Origin of the sequence: Pseudomonas marincola (genome assembly GCF_900116605.1) — a bacterium.
In the GTDB taxonomy this organism is placed as follows: Bacteria; Pseudomonadota; Gammaproteobacteria; order Pseudomonadales; family Pseudomonadaceae; genus Aquipseudomonas; species Aquipseudomonas marincola.
Genome location: NZ_FPBC01000001.1, coordinates 569,736 through 586,469, shown reverse-complemented (window position 1 = coordinate 586,469; position 16,734 = coordinate 569,736). Strand labels below are relative to the sequence as shown.

Genomic DNA, 16,734 nt, shown 5'->3' with positions numbered 1-16,734 from the left:
CTTTTTCCCAGCCCTCAACATAAAACGCTGATAGGTATAGGAAAGAAGGTTCTCGATGATCAGCTACTCATTCAATGACAGGCGCATGTTCACGTTTTAACTGATGCATGCTTACTGTCACCAAAACTGTCACCGCAGCTTGTTGTGTGTTGCTTGGGTCAGCTGGAACCCCTGTAAATACTGGAGCGGGCGAAGGGAATCGAACCCTCGTTATCAGCTTGGGAAGCTGGAGTAATGCCATTATACGACGCCCGCTTTTTGCGGGAGTCTTTGTACCAGAACTTGGCCGCGAAAAGAAGCCCGCACCTCGAGTAAATATGATTTACCGGATGCGGGGTGCTCGTTTTGGCATGGGTTATACAGCCATTGCGGCGTGTTGCATGTCCATCTGCGGGTAGTGCAGGCGCTCGACGGGGCGGGTGCTTTGCAGGAATCCGAAGATGGCATCACGGGTTTGCTCGCAAGCGCTTTTGTGTTCCATGTCGAGGAAGTGCCCGGCATTTTCGATGGTGGCAAAGCGGCAGTCTGGCAGGTATTCACCAAACAGGCGTGCGTCATGCGCGGTGGTGTACTCGTCATTCTCGCCGTTGATGAACAGCAGCGGGATGTCGATACGGGCCAGGTAAGGCATCTGGCAATTGGACTCCATGCGCATCACTTGTTTGATGTGCGCGTGCATTTGCCGGTATTCGTGTTCATGCAGGCTGCTGACGTGGCGATAGTTGTAGCGCTTGAACAGCGACGGCAGGAATTTGCCGATGGTGCTGTTGACCAGCTCGCCAATGTTTTCGCGGTCTGTCGCTTCGAGGAAAGTCAGGCCACGGTTCATGTAGTCGAGCATGGGCTCGTTGAGAACGGGCGAGAACGAACTGATCACCGCTTGTTCAATGCGTGCAGGGCGTTTGGCCAGTGCCAGCAAAGCCGCAACGCTGCCCCACGAGAACGACATCAGGAAGTTGGCTTTAAAGTGCTCAATCAGTTCGAGCAGGATGTTGGCTTCATCATCCTTGCTGATCAGGTGGTCGTAGTCGTTGTGCTGGCGCGAGCGGCCGGCGTAGGGCAGGTCGAACAGCACGACGTTGAATTGTGGTTGCAGGGTTTTTACCGTTTGCGCGAATGAGGCCGTGGTAGCCATAGACCCATTGACCAGGATGATGGTCTTGCGGGCTAGGGGGCTGGCATAAAACTCCGTGTGGACTTTGTAGATCCCATTTACGTCGACGACAGCGATGGCTGGCTTCATGTCGTTTCCTCCTGGCGCAATTTAGGCAAGGTCTACGGCAAGGCCGATAAACCGGGCAAAGTAGGACAGTTAGGAAAGCGCCTGGACATGACAAACGAATGTCAGGCTGATGATTTTATAATTATTTATTTTTCAATTGGTTAGGGTTGAAAAAGAGCAATCGCTCCACGCCTGTAAAATGGCTGGAGTGACGTCTTGAACCGGGCAGGAACCACATTTAGCGCAGAGCGCTAGCAACCAAGAGAACGCTTAGATGGTCTTCGTGACTGGCTGGTCACATCGAGACCTTATGATTCGATTTAAGCAGCCCAACCGTTATGGCGCAAGCGCTAATTTAGCTGCGATGTTGCCGTTTATCGGTGGGTGAGTGGCTAACCCTGAATCTACGGTTCGGCAAAGCTTGCGACCTCAGCAGCGGACAACTGGCGATACTGCCCGGGCGCCAAATTGGGATCGAGTTCGACGCTGCCAATGTGCGTGCGATGCAGGCCGATGACCTTGTTCTGGAAGTGGCCGAACATGCGCTTGACCTGATGATAGCGGCCTTCATGCAGGCTTAGCCGGGCGCGACGCGGGGCGAGTATTTCCAGCTTGGCCGGAAGCGTGGTGAGGTCCTCGAACGCGAAGTACAGGCCGCGGGCAAAGGTCTCGATGTATTCGGGCTCAATGTCGTTTTCGGTTTCAACCAGGTAGACCTTAGCCTTGCGGCTGCCCGGGTTAGTGACGTGCCGCGACCATTGTCCATCGTTGGTAATCAGCAGCAGGCCGCTGGTGTTGAGGTCGAGCCGTCCGGCAAGGTGCAACTCATCCTTCGCCGGTTCATCAAGCAGGTCGATCACCGTGCGATGCGCTTCATGATGGGTGGCGCTGACAACGCCAACGGGTTTGTGCAGCATGAAGTAACGTGCAGGTTTGCCTGCTTGCACGAGCACATCATCCAGTTCGACGCGGTTGAATATCCTCACCTCAAAGCGTCCGTCGCGGCAGCTGTGGCCATCAACACGCACGCGACCACCGGCGATCATTTGGCGAACGGTCTGGCGATTTAAATGCGCAAGATTGCTGAGGACTCGGTCGAGACGCATGGCTAGCGCTTCGGCTCGGACACAGCCGGTTCAGGCTCTATCGGCAAGGCCATGGCGCAGCGTGGGCAAATGCAGCTACGGTCGATGCCGGCGGGAATCTGCTCGAGAATGCGCGGGTCGATCTTCTTCGCAAAACACCAACATGACTCTACCGCGACGGTGGATGCCGCTTGCGCGCATTGGTTGAGTTGGCCGCACAGCGGGCAAATGTTTTGGGTGTTGGTCATGGATGCAATGTCTGGCGTTCGGTTGCCGGTATTGCAGCAGTATAAAGCGGTTCGGGATTTGCCTGGGTGGCTCTCTGCAACGATGAGCCTGATCCGGCCATGCACTGGCTGAAGCATTGCTACCGGCAATCGGCTTTCCGACGGTGTGCATTTAGGCGGCGGCTGCACAGGGCACCTTTGCCCGGCGAGAGAGTCAATATGCTATCGCCAGCCTTCGCTGGTTTGTTGTGCGTCGAGGCGCTTATGTCTTACAAATCCATGCTTATTGCGTTGTTGGGATTGTCTATGAGTGGCTGCGCCATTTACGACCAAGGTTATTACTACGACGACGCCTATTATTCGGAGCGCTATTACTCGGGCCCCGGTTATCCGGCCTATGTGCAGCCGCGCGGCTATTACTACAACGATTACCGTTACTACAGGTACCCGAACCATCCGCGCCCACCGCATCACGGTGGTCACTACAACGGTGGCTCACATCACGGCTCGCATCATGATGGTGGCCATCATCAAGGCGGAAACCATCAGGGCGGTGATCACCAAGGCGGCAACCATCAGGGTGGCAATCACCAAGGTGGCAATCATCAGGGGCATCAACAGGGTGGTCGCGACAAAGGCAAGCGTGAGTATCGGCAGAGCCCTCAACAGCATCAGCCGTCGCGCTCGGCCAGTCAGGGCTCGCGCCAGCGTATGCAGCAACAGTTGATCCAGTCCAATGGCAGCGCCAATCGGGCGCGCAGCAGACGCTGATTGGGCTGGCGGGCTTCGCAGCTTGTCAGAGTTCTACTGGCGATTTAAATTGCTTAAAAACAATAAGGAATCGCCATGCATTTACTGTCTTTCTGTAAAGGCGCACTTGCCATGTTCTGGTTAGTGGCGCTGCTCAACGTGCTGTATCCCTTTGCCGAGCCTTTGGGGCGCTGGTGTAACTGGCTGGCGTTGATTTTGCTGCTGGCGCATCTGGCCGAGGTGGCGCTGTTTCATAAACAGATCATGGCTCGCCCTAAACCGTGGCTCGGGCGTATTCAGGTTTTGCTGTTTGGCGTGCTTCACATCCAATCGCAACCCAAACTCAAGCCGCTTTAGTCCAACGGTTCGACGTCGCTCATCAGCATCAGACTGCGGGCGACCGCCACGGCGATAAACATAACCCCGACTACAGCCTCCGCGCCCGCAAGCAAACGGGCGGCGGGGGCGAGCGCCTGAATGTCGCCGTAACCCACTGTGGTTAGCGTGACCAGGCTGTAGTAGACGAAATCGTGCAATTGCAGCGGGCCATGTGCGCTGGCGAAGGCATTGCTAAATACTCCGTTGATGACATGGAAGGCCGCCGCGAACGCGAGGGCCAGCGCCAGATACAGGGCGAGTAAACCGTAGAGCAGTTCGCTGGTAACCGGGCGTTCGTGAATCACGCGGTTGAACAGGGCGTAAACCACCAGCAGGAAAAAGGCGATCAGGCCGAAGCCGTCACTCAGTGGGGCGGGCAGGTCGATTAGTTTCTCCAGAAGCACCAGGCCCATATTGGCGATGCCCAGCATGACCGCAATGCTGAGCATCACGCCTTTGTGGCGCAGGGTGTTCATGGGCGCGACGATCAAAAATGCCAGCGCGGTCCATTGCAGCCAGAGAGGTGGGTGCGGCCAGCCAAAGACGATGGTCAACATCACGCAACTGGCGAATAACAAACGGAAGCGATAGCGCAGCAAGTAAGCGGAGGTCACGGCCAATTCCCTGGGCAAAAACTCCAGTTTGGCAGCCATGACTTGCCGCTGTCGATCCTGCAAAACGTCGCAATCGCTGACGCCCGTCTTTGGTTTTAGAACAGTCGGATTAAAGATCAGCCAGCGGGTGAGGGCCGTCCCAGGCGGGTGCAAAGTGCGCCTCCACGATGTCCGTGGAAATAGCGGATACATCTTTCCAGTGCCAGTTGGGCGACTGGTCCTTGTCGATCAGCCGGGCGCGAACGCCTTCGGCAAACTCCGGGTATTTGCAGCAGTTGAGGCTCATGGCGTACTCCATGCGGAACACGTCGGCGATCGACATCGAGCGCCCCCGCTCGATTTGCTGCCAGACCAAATGCGCAGTCAGCGGGCAGCCAGCCGTGAGTGTTTTCGCCGCCTTTGCCAGCAGCGGGTCGCTGTCATCCTGCAGGGCGCTTAATGCCTGCCATGCGGCGGGCAAGTCAGCCTGATCGAGCACGGCGTCTATCCGGGCGCGGCGTGGTAACCATTGGGCTTGCGGTTGTTCACTCTGCGCTTGGTTTTCCAGCGACTTGAGCAAGCTGTTGAGTTGCGCGGGTGCTTGTTCCTGCCAGTTGATCTGCACCAGTCCTTCGAGCAATTCGCTTTGCTGGCTGTCCAGCAGGCAGCGATCCGCAAGGCCCAGATCGAGCGCGTCGCGCGCGTTGATGCCGCTGGCGGTCATACCGAGAAACAACCCCAATTTGCCCGGTAACCGCGACAGGAACCAGCTGCCACCGACATCCGGGTACAGGCCGATATTGATCTCTGGCATGCCGAGGCGGCTTGATGGCGTGACGATACGAATGGCTGCACCTTGCATCAGGCCCATACCGCCGCCCAGCACATGGCCGTGAGCCCAGCAAATAAAAGGTTTCGGGTAAGTATGAATGCGGTGGTCGAGGCGGTATTCGTCAGCGAAAAAGCGCCGTGCCAGGGGCGGAACTTCACCGGGATGTTCCAGGCAGTTTTTAACCAGTTGCACCACATCGCCGCCGGCGCAGAAGGCTTTTGGTCCGTTCCCGCGCAGCACCACACAGGCAATTTGCGGATCATCGGCCCAGGCCTTGAGTTGCGCATCCAGCGCCTCGATCATCGGCAGGCTCAGCGCGTTGAGGCTCTTCTCGGCGTCCAGGCTGGCGATGCCAATTTGAAAACCATGCAGGCTCGGGCGTTGTTCGAAGGTTACGTTCATAAGTCTCTCGTTCAACGGAGAACCGTTGCGCAGCGCCCATAGAATTCGGGCTGCTGCGCGTTGGCTGATCCGGTCTTGATGAAATTATCGGTGATCCGTGCGTGCGTTGACGGCTTAGCGATTACGCCATTTGGGCTCGCGTTTCTCCAGGAATGCATTAACCCCTTCGCGGGTATCGTCGGCATCGAACAGGCTGACAAAACGCTCGCGCTCAGTTGGCAACCAGCTATTAGGTGCACGATCGCGCGCGCCTTGAATCAGCGGTTTTATGGTGCGCACAGCCACCGGACTTTGTCGGGCCACTTTGGCCGCTAGCAGCAGCGCGTGGCCGCGAGCCTCGCCTGTGTCGACTACTTGCTCGACCAAACCGATGCGCAGCGCGGTATCGGCATCCAGACGTTCGCCGCAGAGAATCATGCGCTTGGCCCAGCCTTCGCCGACCAGCCAGGACAATGCCTGGGTGCCGCCAGCACAAGGCAGCAGGCCCACTGCGGCTTCAGGAAGAGCCATTACCGCCTGCCGCTCGGCAATGCGAATATCGCAGGCCAGCGCACACTCAAGCCCGCCGCCCATGGCGAAACCGTTGATGGCGGCAATCGAAACCCCGCGGAAGTCGCGCAGGGCTTCGAAGGCGTCACCAAAACGGCTGGCCATCTCGCGGGCTCTGGCGCGGTCGCCGTCGGCAAACAGGTTGAGGTCGGCTCCGGCCGAGAAAAACTTGCCACCTTGCCCGGTGATCACCAGCGCATACACGTCATCGTCGCGATTGAGGTGTTCGATGATTTGTTTCAGGCCAATCAGCGAATCATGATCCCAGGTGTTGGCAGGCGGATGATTGATGGTGATCAGGGCCGTGTGGCCGTGTTTCTCTACAGTGAGTTTGTGGGTCAGGTCGAAAACCCCAGGGTTGTAAGGTTCTACTGCAGTCGTCATATGCATCCTCACTTTTGCGTGTTAGCCTCGCCAGCCATTGACGGCTTGGCGCAGCCTTCCTTGATCCGACGGGGAGCTGGGCAGGTCATTCGGCAGCCAAACTCAACCCGGTCGCGGCAGCGCCATGCGCTGGCGTTTCAACCTATAAGATAACCCCAGAGTCGTTGCAGTTGCAGTCCGGCATGGCAATTGACTGCAAGCAAATGGCGCAGGCCCCTAGATACGGGCGATGGTGGCCAGACCGGTGGCGACTATTTTCTCCTGACCATTGTGCAGCGCAAACACATCGGCACGGGTGACAACTTGGCGTTGGCCGGCCTTGATGACATCACTGCGGCAGATGAGTGTTTCACCTATGGCCGGCGCGAGGAAGTTGACCTTGTACTCACTGGTGACGACATCACCGACCACCGACGCCGCTGCCCATGCGCAGGCGCTGTCGATCATGAAACCGACAACCGCGCCGTGGGCAAAGCCGTGGTGCTGAGTCAGCTCCGGACGGATGGCCACTTGCATCTCGATCTGGCCGGGGGAGAAGTGAGTCAGGTTGAAGCCGATGAGTTGCGCGAACGGTGAAATCTGCAGGGCTTGCTCAAGTTGTTTGCGGGTCAGCGAGGTTGGCGAATTCATGGCGATGACTCCGGGTGGTGTCGGTCGAGTGTTCGCCCAGCGTGGTTGTCCGGCAACTACTATGGCGCCAGTTGATAGTCGCTCATCAGTTGCTGCCTTGACTTGCAGCGGCTGCTTCACTAGCGTGCCTGCTCTGTTTAGCGCCCTGAGATACCTGCATGACTGATAACGACCGCATTTCCCTTGAAGCTGGCTGGAAGGCCGCGCTGCGTGAAGAATTCGCCAAGCCTTACATGCAGCAATTGAGCGAGTTTTTGCGGGCAGAGAAGGCGGCAGGCAAAGAGATTTATCCGCCCCGCGAGCTGATCTTCAGTGCGCTGAACAGCACGCCGCTGGCGTCGGTCAAAGTGGTGATCATCGGTCAGGACCCGTATCACGGGCCGGGTCAGGCGCACGGCATGTGCTTCTCGGTGCAGCCGGGTGTTGCCGTGCCGCCGTCCTTGTTGAATATCTACAAGGAGCTCAAGCGCGACCTCAATATCGACCTTGCCACGCATGGCTACTTGCAGCATTGGGCCGAGCAAGGCGTGTTGCTGCTAAACACCTCGCTGACTGTAGAGCGCGGTATTGCCGGCTCGCATGCGAAAAAGGGCTGGCAGCACTTCACCGATAAAATCATCAGTGTGGTCAGCGAACAACCGACTCCGGTGGTGTTTCTACTCTGGGGCGCGCATGCACAAAGCAAGGAAAGCCTGATTGATCCCACCCGCCACCTGGTCCTGAAGTCCGTTCATCCGTCGCCGCTCTCGGCGTACCGCGGCTTTATTGGTAACGGCCATTTCAGCCGCACCAATAAAGAACTGATCAGCCTGGGGCGCGAGCCCATCGACTGGAAATTACCCAGCGCGGTCTAGCTGACGGTTCTGGCGCATACAAGCTGCGCCAACTCGTGTCGTAAATCGCGCAGACGCTCGGTAAAACGCTGCTTCTGTTGTGCGTCGGCACTGAGCAGCACATCGCTGATCAACTCGGCGAATGCCTGTTGCGCCTCAGGATACGCCTTGCGGTATTCGGCATCGTAGAAGTCTTCGGGGGCTTGCAGCAGGTGCGTTATGCGTGGGGCAAACTCTGCGGTATGACGCATCGCCAGGCTCTGCTCCATTTGTGCCTGCCAGAGCAAACGGTTATTCATCCACAAGCTGTTTTGCTCGCCTAACGCTGCGGACCAGCGATTAACGCGCTGCAGCTGGGTTTCATTGACCGAGCCGAGCCACGTTTCCAGCCGGTCTGCCATGCGCTCGGCACGCTCTTCTATCTGCACGGCCAGGCTTGGATCGACGAACTTCTTCCGGTAATCGTTATTTTTCTCCGTAAGTTCTTCGGAGAGATGCGCTACCTGTTCGTCGGTCAGCGTTTTTAGCAGGTCGACAGAGGTTGGCGTGATCTGCTTGCCGATCCGCTTGATCGCATCACCAACCATGACAAATTGCGCGGTGAGCTTGCGCGGGCTCGGGTTGGGTTCATTGACCAGGCTTTGCGTGTGCTGCAGCCAGTCGAGATAGCGCGGTATCTCAGTGCTGCAGTGCCAGTTGAGATTGTCCTCAATGCGTGGCTCCAGCCATTGCTGCTGGTGCGCGTTGAGATCAAGCAGGCCATTCAGGCGCCAACTGATCAGCCAGTCCAGTTTGCCGTAGGTAAAACCCACAGCGCTGCATCCGCCCAGCACAATACTGAAGGCGGTGAGTATGAGCATGCTCTTGAGGTTTAACAGGCGTAGCGGCTTCATCCATTTTGCCTCGACGTGTTTGAGTACAAAGCATAAGACAGATAAAGCAGGCAGTGGGCTAGCTGGAAATATTGATTAACCATATTTCTGCCCAACCGCCTTTCAGACCGGCTCGCAAGCGCTCCAGCCCGCTTCGTTGCACACAATAAGTAACGGCCTACATTCAGCAAGGCATTAGTTCAGTTGCAGGTTTGTTCAGGCTACTGCGGAGAGGGTCATTAAAACTGCAGGTGCGTTTCTGTAGTAGAAACGCACCTGCATATCGGTCAGGCACTATTTAACCTGCTACAGGTTAATCAACTACTGGACGCCGAGCGCTTCTGCCAAACCCGAAACAGCGGTTCGGCCAGGAACATCACCAGAAACAAGCGCAGCACTTGCAGGGCGGTGACCAGTGCGACCGACAGTTGCAGGGCTTCGGCAGTGAGGCAGAGTTCGGTAATGCCGCCCGGCATCATGCCCAGCATCAGCGAGACAGAGTCCTGCCCGGCAATCCAGCCCAAGCCTGTGGCAAGCCCGGCGGCGGTGAGCATCGCCAGCACGGTGAAGAGGATAATGCGGGCGAGAAACGCCGGGGCGCTGCGAAAGAACGCGCGGTCGAAGTGACAACCCAATGCGCAGCCGATCAGCCATTGGCCAACCTGACCAAGACCTTGTGGCAAGCCGATGTGCAAGTCGAAGCTGACGCTGGCGACAGCGCACACGGTTAGCGGGCCGAGCATCCAGGGATTGGGCTGCTTCAGCTTGCCCCACACCCAAGCCAGTGCCGCTCCTGCGGGTAGCAGGATGGCCAGCCAGAAAGCGTCTGCCGGTGCAGGTGGCGGGCGCGGTGTATCCGGCAGGCTCCAGGTGAACAGGGCGGGAACGATCAGCACGACCATTAGCAGGCGCAGGCTATGTGCCGCCGCCACGCGGGCGATTTCGGCGTTATGACGCTGCGCCAGATTAACCATCTCGCTGGCGCCGCCCGGCATGCTGGCGAAGAAGGCAGTGGCGCGATCAACGCCGCTGCGCATCAGTACCGCGATGCCGATCAGGCTGAGTAGCAGGGTGCCGATTGCACCGGCGAGGATGATGGGGAAGTGAGCCAGCAGTTGGCTCATGACTTCACTGGTGAAGTGCAGGCCGATGGCGCTGGCGACAATCCATTGGCCGGCTTTACGGCCGCCCGGTACTTCGCGAATGTGCCAGCCGCTGCAGCGCACCAAGATCACCGCCAGTAGCGGGCCAATAATCCACGGCAAAGGCCAGCCGATGAGGCTGGCCAGATACCCGCCGATCAGACCGATCAGCGGGGTTGCCCACCAGAAACGCCAGTGGTTATCAGGCATTGGCCATTTGGGCCTTGTTGCGCGCGCGCCACCAGCGGATGCCCGGCAGCGCCAGCATCAGTACCACCAGTGCCCACAACGCCAGTGTGATCGGGCTCGACCACAGAATGTTGAGGTCGCCCGCAGAGATCGACAGTGCGCGGCGCAAGTTGTCTTCCATCAACTCGCCCAACACGAAGCCGAGAATCACCGCCGAGAGGGGGAAGTCGAGCTTGCGCAGGATGTAGCCGAACACGCCGAGCACGATCATCAATACCAGATCGAATGTGGTGCTGTGAACCGCGTACACGCCGACCATGCTGATTACGGTAATGGCCGGAACCAGAACCCAGTTGGGTACGCTGAGCATGCGCGAGAACAGGCCAACCAGCGGAATGTTCATCACCAGCAAAATCACGTTACCGATGAACAGCGAAGCGATCAGACCCCAGACCACATCCGGCTGCTGTTCGAACAGCAACGGGCCTGGCGTGATGTTGTAGAGGGTGAGGGCGCCGATCATTACCGCCGTGGTGCCCGAACCCGGTACGCCGAGAGTCAGCATCGGAATCAGCGAGCCGCACGCCGAGGCGTTGTTAGCGGCTTCTGGTGCTGCCAAGCCGCGCAGGTCACCTTCACCGAATTTGCCCTTCGGGCCGGCCATGCGCTTTTCGGTCATGTAGGTCATGGCGCTGGCAATGGTCGCGCCGGCACCTGGCAATGTACCGATGACAAAGCCTGCAACCGAGCTGCGAATCATGGTCCAGAAGGTTTCACAGAACTCTTTGAAGTTGAACAGCAAACGGCCGCTGGCCTTCACCGCTTTCTGGCCGCTGTGGGTTTTTTCCAGCATCAACAGCACTTCACTGACGCTGAAGAAACCGATAACCACGATGACGAATTGAATGCCGTCGGACAGGCTGACGCTGCCAAATGTGAAGCGATAAACTCCGGTGGTCGAGTCGACACCGACGGTGGCCAGTGCCAAGCCAATCAGTGCGGCCATCAGGGTTTTAACCGGTTTGTCGCCGACCATTCCGCCGAGGCAGGCGATGGCAAAAATCATCAGCACAAAGTATTCGGCCGGGCCGAAGGCTACAGCCCACTTGGCCAGGATCGGCGCGAACAGCACCACACCGCAGGTGGCGATAATGCTGCCGACGAACGAGCTCACAGCCGACAGCGATAGAGCGATACCGGCCTTGCCCTGACGCGCCAGAGGATAGCCGTCCAGAGTGGTCATTACAGCAGCAGCGTCGCCTGGCACGTTGAGCAGAATGGCGGAAATACGGCCGCCGTATTCACAGCCCAGATACACCGCCGCCAGCAAGATCAGTGCCGTTTCTGGCGGCAGACCCAGGGCGAAAGCCAGTGGCAGCAACAGCGCCACGCCATTGATCGGGCCCAAGCCCGGCAGCAAGCCAACAACGGTGCCGACAAACGCACCAAACAGGGCAACCAGCAGGTTGACGGGACGCGTGGCAACGTCGAAGCCCTGCATCAAATAATTCAGCGTATCCATATCAGCTCTCCACGAACGCTTCTAAGACGCCGAGCGGCAAAGGCACGTCCAGCAGATAATCAAACAGCACGAACAACAGCACGCCCATCAGCACGGCGCTGATGATGCAAGGCACGAGTCGGCCAGTGAACAGCAGGCCCAGCACCAATACCGCGAGTGCCGTGCTCAAAATGAAGCCCAGTGGTTCGAACGTTACGGCGTAGGCCAGCAACGCCACGACACACAGCACCGAGCGTTTAACGGTCGGTATGTGCAGCTGCTGCTCCATCAATCCCGGTTTGAATATCAACCAGAGCGAGCCGGCTCCCATCAACGCAAGCAGTAACAGGGGATAGGCGCGCGGGCCGACCGGGTCATAGGCGAAGGGAGCTTCAAAGCCCCACGCAACGAATGCGAGCCAGACACACAGCAGCAGCCAGATCGCGGAGAACAGGCGAACATACATGGCAGATTTCTCTCGAAAACAAAGGTGGACGTGAATGCGTCCGGCACCGCCGCTTGAGGGCGGCACCGTACGGAGTGACTTACTGGATCAGGCCAAACTCACCCGCCAGAGTCTTGTACTCGTTGACCTGTTTCATGACGAAGGCATTCAACTCGTCGCCGGTCATCGACAGTGGCAGCAAGTCGCGCTGTTCACGCAGCTTGGCGAAGTCTTCGCTTGCGAGCATGGTGTCGAACTGCTGCTTCCACCAGTTGTACTGTTCATCCGAGACTTTCGGACCCACGTAGAAGCCACGGATAACCGGCCAGGTGATGTCGAAGCCTTGCTCTTTGGCCGTTGGGATATCAGCCAGTTTGCCTGGCAGACGCTCGTCGGAGAGTACCGCGAGGATGCGGATTTTCTTCGCGGCAATTTGCGGTGTAACTTCACCCAAACCGCTGCTGGTCACTTGCACGTGGCCACCGAGCATGGCGGTTACGGTTTCGCCGCCGCCTTCAAATGCTACGTAGCGCAGGTTTTTCGGGTCGATGCCGGCTGCACGGGCGATCAGTGCAGTTTGCATCCAGTCCTGACCGCCGATAGTGGCGCCCGCACCGAAGACAATGCTCGACGGGTCTTTTTTCAGTGCGTCGATCAGGTCGTTGAGCGTGTGGTAAGGCGAGTCTTCACGCACGGTGATGGCGCCGTAGTCGGTGCCTACCGCTGCCAGCCAGCGCACGGCGTGTTCGTCGTAGCGGCCGAATTTACCTTGGGCCAGGTTCAGCAAAGAGCCGCTGGAGAACGCGACGATGGTGCCCGGATCATCTGCGCGCTGCGCCACGACAGCGTTATACGCCACGGCGCCCACGCCGCCTGGCATGTAGGTCACGCGCATTGGTTTTTTCAGCAGGCCGCCATCTTTCAGGCCGCTTTGCGCCAGTTTGCAGGTCAGGTCGAAACCGCCGCCTGGCTTGGCCGGAGCGATACATTCAGGGCGCTTGGGATCAGCCGCGAGCAGTTGACCCGCGAATGCCAGGCAAGCTGTTGCCACGGCGATACGAGTGAAAGCAGATTTCATAATTGAATCCTCACAGGTTTTTTATTGTGCTTACCAGATGGCTAATGAATAGCCGATCACGATGCGGTTTTCGTCGGCATTGCGGGCAAAATCAGAACGGAACGAGGCATTACGCAGGCGTACGTAAAGGTCTTTCATCGGACCACTCTGGACTACATATTTCAGTTCGATATCGCGCTCCCACTCATCGCCAGTTTCGGTTGAGCCGGTTATCTGTGCATCGCTGCCGCTGATGTAGCGGGTCAGGAAGCTCAAGCCGGGTACACCAACCTTGCTGAAGTCATAATCGTAGCGTGCTTGCCATGAGCGCTCTTCGGCGTTGGCGAAGTCATTGATCTGCACGAAGTTGACCAAAAACGGGTCGGTGCCGTCGACATAGGCAAAGCCGGTGTCGCCATACATGCGCTGATAAGCGAGGCTGACCTTGTGACCGCTCAGGGCTTAGCTGAACAGGCCATTAAGCGCCTGGTTATCGACATTGCCGGCGTTGGCCGAGCCTTCGTCGTTGCTCACAGAAAGGCGCATGTCGGCGGCAAGCACACCGGCGCCCAGCGGCTGGCTGGCGGCAAGGCCAAAGAAGTGCTGGCTGTAGATGTCCTGCAGTTTGGCGTAGTGATAGCGGCCAGTGATGCGATCGGTAAATTTATAGTCGGCACCGGCCAGGTCGATGTGATCGGCTGTGGCGGCGCTGGCGAAACGGCGATTCTTGTTATTGATCGCCAGGTCTTCGTTGTCGCTGGAGTCGCGCTGCTTGGTTTCCTCAATGCGGCCACCGAGCAGGGTCAGGTTGCTGATTTCCTTCGAGGTCAGCAAACCGCCTTCAAAGGTTTGCGGCAGGATGCGGCTGTCGTTGCTTTTAAGCGTTGGCAGTTCCGGCATCAGCGTGCCGATTTTCAGCTCGCTGGCAGAAATTTTCATTTTGCCGGTCAGGCCCAGATGCGAATATTCATCGGCGGCGCGGCCGTCATCGTGGGTTGGCAGCAAGCCGGTACCGGTGCGATCCGGGCTGGAGTCGAGTTTGATACCCAGCAAGCCCAAGGCATCAACACCAAAGCCTACGGTGCCTTCGGTGTAGCCAGATTGAATATCGAAGATGAAGCCTTGTGCCCATTCCTCACGCTTGTTCTGGCCAGTGCCTTCACGGAAATCGCGATTGAGGTAGATGTTGTTGGCTGTCAGGGTTCCCGAGCTGTCTTTGATGAACTCGGCATGAGCGGCAGGTGACAGAAGTGCTGCGCTAACAGCTAGGCTAAGCAGGTGTGCAGGCAAATTCGCCTGACGAGATGCTGAGGGCATCGTGTGGTCTCCATTGTTGTTTTTGTAACGGCCGCACGCCACTGTGCGGTCGTTTTAGTCAGTGGATCGAGCCACTTACAGCGATGCTAAAAGCCCAAGCTTTCACCAACCTTTCATTGCAGAAATATTTATGCGGATACGTTTCGGTGCAATCTGCGATTTACTGCAAGGCGCTGCGCGTTAAACTGCGCGGCTAATATTCAGGGCATAGGCCTTGGCCAGAGTCGGAGGTTCGAGTGCGAATTCTGTTGGTGGAAGACCATCTGCAACTCGCTGAAAGCATCGCCCAAGCGCTTAAAGGCGCGGGCTGGAGCGTGGATGTTTTGCACGATGGAGTTGCCGCCGATCTGGCGCTGAGCACCGAGGAATACGCCTTGGCGATTCTTGATGTGGGCCTGCCGCGCCTCGATGGTTTCGAGGTGTTGGCGCGCCTGCGGGATCGCGCCAACACCACACCGGTGCTGATGCTGACTGCCCGCAGCGAGGTCAAGGACCGCGTGCATGGCTTGAATCTGGGCGCCGATGATTACCTGGCCAAACCCTTTGAACTGACCGAACTTGAAGCGCGGGTTAAAGCCCTGCTGCGCCGCTCCGTGCTGGGCGGCGAGAAACAGCAGCGTTGCGGCGAGTTGGTTTATGAACTGGCAACCCGGCGCTTCATCTTGCAAGGCAATGCGCTCACCCTGACCTCACGCGAGCAGGCCGTGCTCGAAGCCATGATTGCGCGGCCGGGGAGGGTGATGAGCAAGGAGCAGTTGGCTTCGCACGTGTTTGGTCTGGACGAGGAGGCCAGCGCCGATGCTATCGAGATTTATGTGCATCGGCTGCGCAAGAAACTGGAAAATCGCGGGGTGCGAATCGTCACCTTCCGCGGCCTCGGCTACTTGCTGGAGGAGGTGAGTGAATAGTCGCGGCAGCTTGCGCGGGCGGTTATTGACCCGGCTGGCCCTGTTGCTGGCGATTGTCGTACTGGTAAGCAGTTTCAGCGCCTATTTCAGTGCGCGGCGAGCCGCCGACACGGCTTACGACCGCACTTTGCTGGCCTCGGCGCGGGCGATTGCGGCAGGTCTTTACACCAAGGAAGGCCGGCTGCTTTCGAATGTGCCGTATGTGGCGCTCGACACCTTTGCCTATGACAGCGCGGGGCGCATTTACTATCAGGTGATCGACCTCGACGGCAGCCTGGTCTCGGGTTACGAAGACTTGCCTGCCGCCCCCAAAGGCACCAAACGGACCGATGACTATCCAGCGTTGGCGCATTTTTACGATGCGCAATATCGCGGACAGGGCGTGCGGGTGGTGAGCTTGTGGCAGCCGGTGAGTGAGCCGCAGGTTAATGGTATTGCGGAAATTCGCGTGGCTGAGACTCAGGGCGCGCGCGAGCGCATGGCGCGTGATTTGTTGCTCGGCACACTGTTACGCATCGGGCTGATGTCGTTGATTGCGCTCGGGCTGGTCTGGTTGGCCGTGAGTGCAACCCTGCGTCCTCTTAACAGCCTGCGCCAGGCAGTTGCTGCGCGGGCCAGTGATGATCTGAAACCGTTGCCCGATACCGAGCTGCCGCTGGAGTTGAAACCTTTGGTGGGAGCGATCAATCAGTTCAATGATCGCCTGCGCGGTTTGTTCGAGCGTCAGTCGCAGTTTATTGCCGATGCCTCGCATGAGTTACGCACGCCTCTGGCGGCGCTTAAAGCGCGGGTCGAGTTGGGCCTGCGTGCGCAAGACCCTGAAACCTGGCGCTCGACATTGGCGCAGGCTGCGCAGAGCGCCGAAAAACTCACCCATCTGGCTAATCAGTTACTGTCACTGGCGCGGATCGAAAGTGGCGCGCGTGCGCTGACCGAAGGCGGTGCTCTGCGCCTCGACCTCAGTCAGTTAGCGCGTGAGCTGGGCATGGCACTGGCGCCGCTTGCCCATGCCCGTGGCGTGGCGTTGGCGCTGGAGGCCGACGCGCCGGTGTGGCTGCGCGGTGAGCCGACTTTGCTTAACGAGTTGCTGAGCAATCTGGTAGATAACGCCATTGCCCACTCGCCGCCTGGCAGCACGGTTATCTTGCGGGTCAAATCTGATGGCGTGCTTGAGGTCGAGGATGATGGCCCGGGGATTCCCGAAGCAGAGCGCGAGCAGGTGTTCAAGCGCTTTTATCGCAGCCGTAACGAAGGCTTGGGTGCCGGTTTGGGCTTGGCTATTGTCGGCGAGATATGTTCAGCGCATCAGGCGCGGATCAGCCTGCAGCAAGTCGTGCCACACGGCTTGTTGGTGCGCGTTGAGTTTAGTCAGCTGGCGCCAGAACACGGGCCATGATGCAGGTTCGCGTCATGGCCCG

Annotated in this window: 17 protein-coding genes, 1 tRNA gene and 1 pseudogene; 5 read left to right on the top strand and 14 right to left on the bottom strand. The window is 58.3% G+C overall.

Annotated features, from left to right (window positions below; genetic code table 11):
- Positions 1 to 181: 181 nt before the first annotated feature.
- From BM395_RS02855 to BM395_RS02840, 4 genes are all read right to left on the bottom strand, one after another.
- Positions 182 to 255 (bottom strand) — tRNA-Gly (locus tag BM395_RS02855).
- A gap of 100 nt (positions 256 to 355) precedes the next feature.
- The gene (locus tag BM395_RS02850; protein WP_069899434.1) at positions 356 to 1,243 is read right to left on the bottom strand and encodes an alpha/beta fold hydrolase; all 888 of its coding nucleotides are present in this window, start codon (positions 1,241 to 1,243) and stop codon (positions 356 to 358) included.
- A gap of 383 nt (positions 1,244 to 1,626) precedes the next feature.
- On the bottom strand, positions 1,627 to 2,328 hold the full coding sequence (locus tag BM395_RS02845) for a pseudouridine synthase (protein ID WP_090508798.1): 702 nt from the start codon (positions 2,326 to 2,328) through the stop codon (positions 1,627 to 1,629).
- Between the two features lie 2 nt (positions 2,329 to 2,330).
- Positions 2,331 to 2,555, bottom strand: a complete 225-nt coding sequence (locus BM395_RS02840; protein ID WP_090508797.1) for a cysteine-rich CWC family protein — start codon at positions 2,553 to 2,555, stop codon at positions 2,331 to 2,333.
- Positions 2,556 to 2,798: 243 nt separating this feature from the next.
- Here BM395_RS02840 and BM395_RS23435 point away from each other — a divergent pair, with 243 nt between their 5' ends.
- Positions 2,799 to 3,305: a hypothetical protein gene (locus tag BM395_RS23435; RefSeq protein ID WP_212633009.1), complete on the top strand. Its 507-nt coding sequence runs from the start codon at positions 2,799 to 2,801 to the stop codon at positions 3,303 to 3,305.
- A gap of 75 nt (positions 3,306 to 3,380) precedes the next feature.
- The gene (locus BM395_RS02830; protein WP_090508796.1) at positions 3,381 to 3,641 is read left to right on the top strand and encodes a DUF1145 domain-containing protein; all 261 of its coding nucleotides are present in this window, start codon (positions 3,381 to 3,383) and stop codon (positions 3,639 to 3,641) included.
- Here the strand turns inward: BM395_RS02830 and BM395_RS02825 are convergent.
- The 4 genes from BM395_RS02825 to BM395_RS02810 form a co-directional block, all read right to left on the bottom strand.
- Positions 3,638 to 4,276, bottom strand: coding sequence for an ion channel (locus BM395_RS02825; RefSeq protein WP_170860534.1), 639 nt, complete (start codon positions 4,274 to 4,276; stop codon positions 3,638 to 3,640). The genes BM395_RS02830 and BM395_RS02825 overlap by 4 nt on opposite strands.
- A gap of 109 nt (positions 4,277 to 4,385) precedes the next feature.
- On the bottom strand, positions 4,386 to 5,489 hold the full coding sequence (locus tag BM395_RS02820) for an enoyl-CoA hydratase/isomerase family protein (protein WP_090508795.1): 1,104 nt from the start codon (positions 5,487 to 5,489) through the stop codon (positions 4,386 to 4,388).
- Between the two features lie 114 nt (positions 5,490 to 5,603).
- Positions 5,604 to 6,422 (bottom strand): enoyl-CoA hydratase, encoded by an 819-nt coding sequence (locus BM395_RS02815; RefSeq protein ID WP_090508794.1) that lies wholly within the window; start codon positions 6,420 to 6,422, stop codon positions 5,604 to 5,606.
- A 216-nt stretch (positions 6,423 to 6,638) separates the two neighbouring features.
- On the bottom strand, positions 6,639 to 7,052 hold the full coding sequence (locus tag BM395_RS02810) for a PaaI family thioesterase (RefSeq protein WP_090508793.1): 414 nt from the start codon (positions 7,050 to 7,052) through the stop codon (positions 6,639 to 6,641).
- A gap of 158 nt (positions 7,053 to 7,210) precedes the next feature.
- Here BM395_RS02810 and ung point away from each other — a divergent pair, with 158 nt between their 5' ends.
- A complete protein-coding gene (gene ung, locus BM395_RS02805) occupies positions 7,211 to 7,906 on the top strand; it encodes a uracil-DNA glycosylase (RefSeq protein ID WP_069899425.1) in 696 nt (231 codons plus the stop codon).
- On the opposite strand, the gene BM395_RS02800 is transcribed toward ung, so the two are convergent.
- From BM395_RS02800 to BM395_RS02775, 6 genes and pseudogenes are all read right to left on the bottom strand, one after another.
- Positions 7,903 to 8,778: a DUF6279 family lipoprotein gene (locus BM395_RS02800; protein ID WP_090508792.1), complete on the bottom strand. Its 876-nt coding sequence runs from the start codon at positions 8,776 to 8,778 to the stop codon at positions 7,903 to 7,905. The genes ung and BM395_RS02800 overlap by 4 nt on opposite strands.
- Before the next feature lie 296 nt (positions 8,779 to 9,074).
- On the bottom strand, positions 9,075 to 10,109 hold the full coding sequence (locus BM395_RS02795; RefSeq protein ID WP_090508791.1) for an AbrB family transcriptional regulator: 1,035 nt from the start codon (positions 10,107 to 10,109) through the stop codon (positions 9,075 to 9,077).
- Positions 10,102 to 11,610, bottom strand: a complete 1,509-nt coding sequence (locus BM395_RS02790) for a tripartite tricarboxylate transporter permease (RefSeq protein ID WP_069899417.1) — start codon at positions 11,608 to 11,610, stop codon at positions 10,102 to 10,104. The genes BM395_RS02795 and BM395_RS02790 overlap by 8 nt, the downstream gene beginning before the upstream one ends.
- A gap of 1 nt (position 11,611) precedes the next feature.
- On the bottom strand, positions 11,612 to 12,055 hold the full coding sequence (locus BM395_RS02785; protein WP_090508790.1) for a tripartite tricarboxylate transporter TctB family protein: 444 nt from the start codon (positions 12,053 to 12,055) through the stop codon (positions 11,612 to 11,614).
- A 79-nt stretch (positions 12,056 to 12,134) separates the two neighbouring features.
- Complete coding sequence (locus tag BM395_RS02780) at positions 12,135 to 13,112, bottom strand: Bug family tripartite tricarboxylate transporter substrate binding protein (protein ID WP_090508789.1); 978 nt, start codon at positions 13,110 to 13,112, stop codon at positions 12,135 to 12,137.
- A gap of 30 nt (positions 13,113 to 13,142) precedes the next feature.
- Positions 13,143 to 14,408: pseudogene (locus BM395_RS02775) on the bottom strand (OprD family porin).
- 236 nt (positions 14,409 to 14,644) lie between these two features.
- Between BM395_RS02775 and BM395_RS02770 the strand changes: the two are divergent.
- Together BM395_RS02770 and BM395_RS02765 are read left to right on the top strand one after the other, a co-directional pair.
- Entirely contained in the window at positions 14,645 to 15,316 is a 672-nt protein-coding gene (locus BM395_RS02770) for a response regulator (protein WP_069899413.1), read from the top strand.
- A complete protein-coding gene (locus BM395_RS02765; protein WP_090508788.1) occupies positions 15,309 to 16,712 on the top strand; it encodes a sensor histidine kinase in 1,404 nt (467 codons plus the stop codon). Before BM395_RS02770 ends, BM395_RS02765 begins: the two co-directional genes overlap by 8 nt.
- The last annotated feature ends 22 nt before the right edge of the window (positions 16,713 to 16,734 follow it).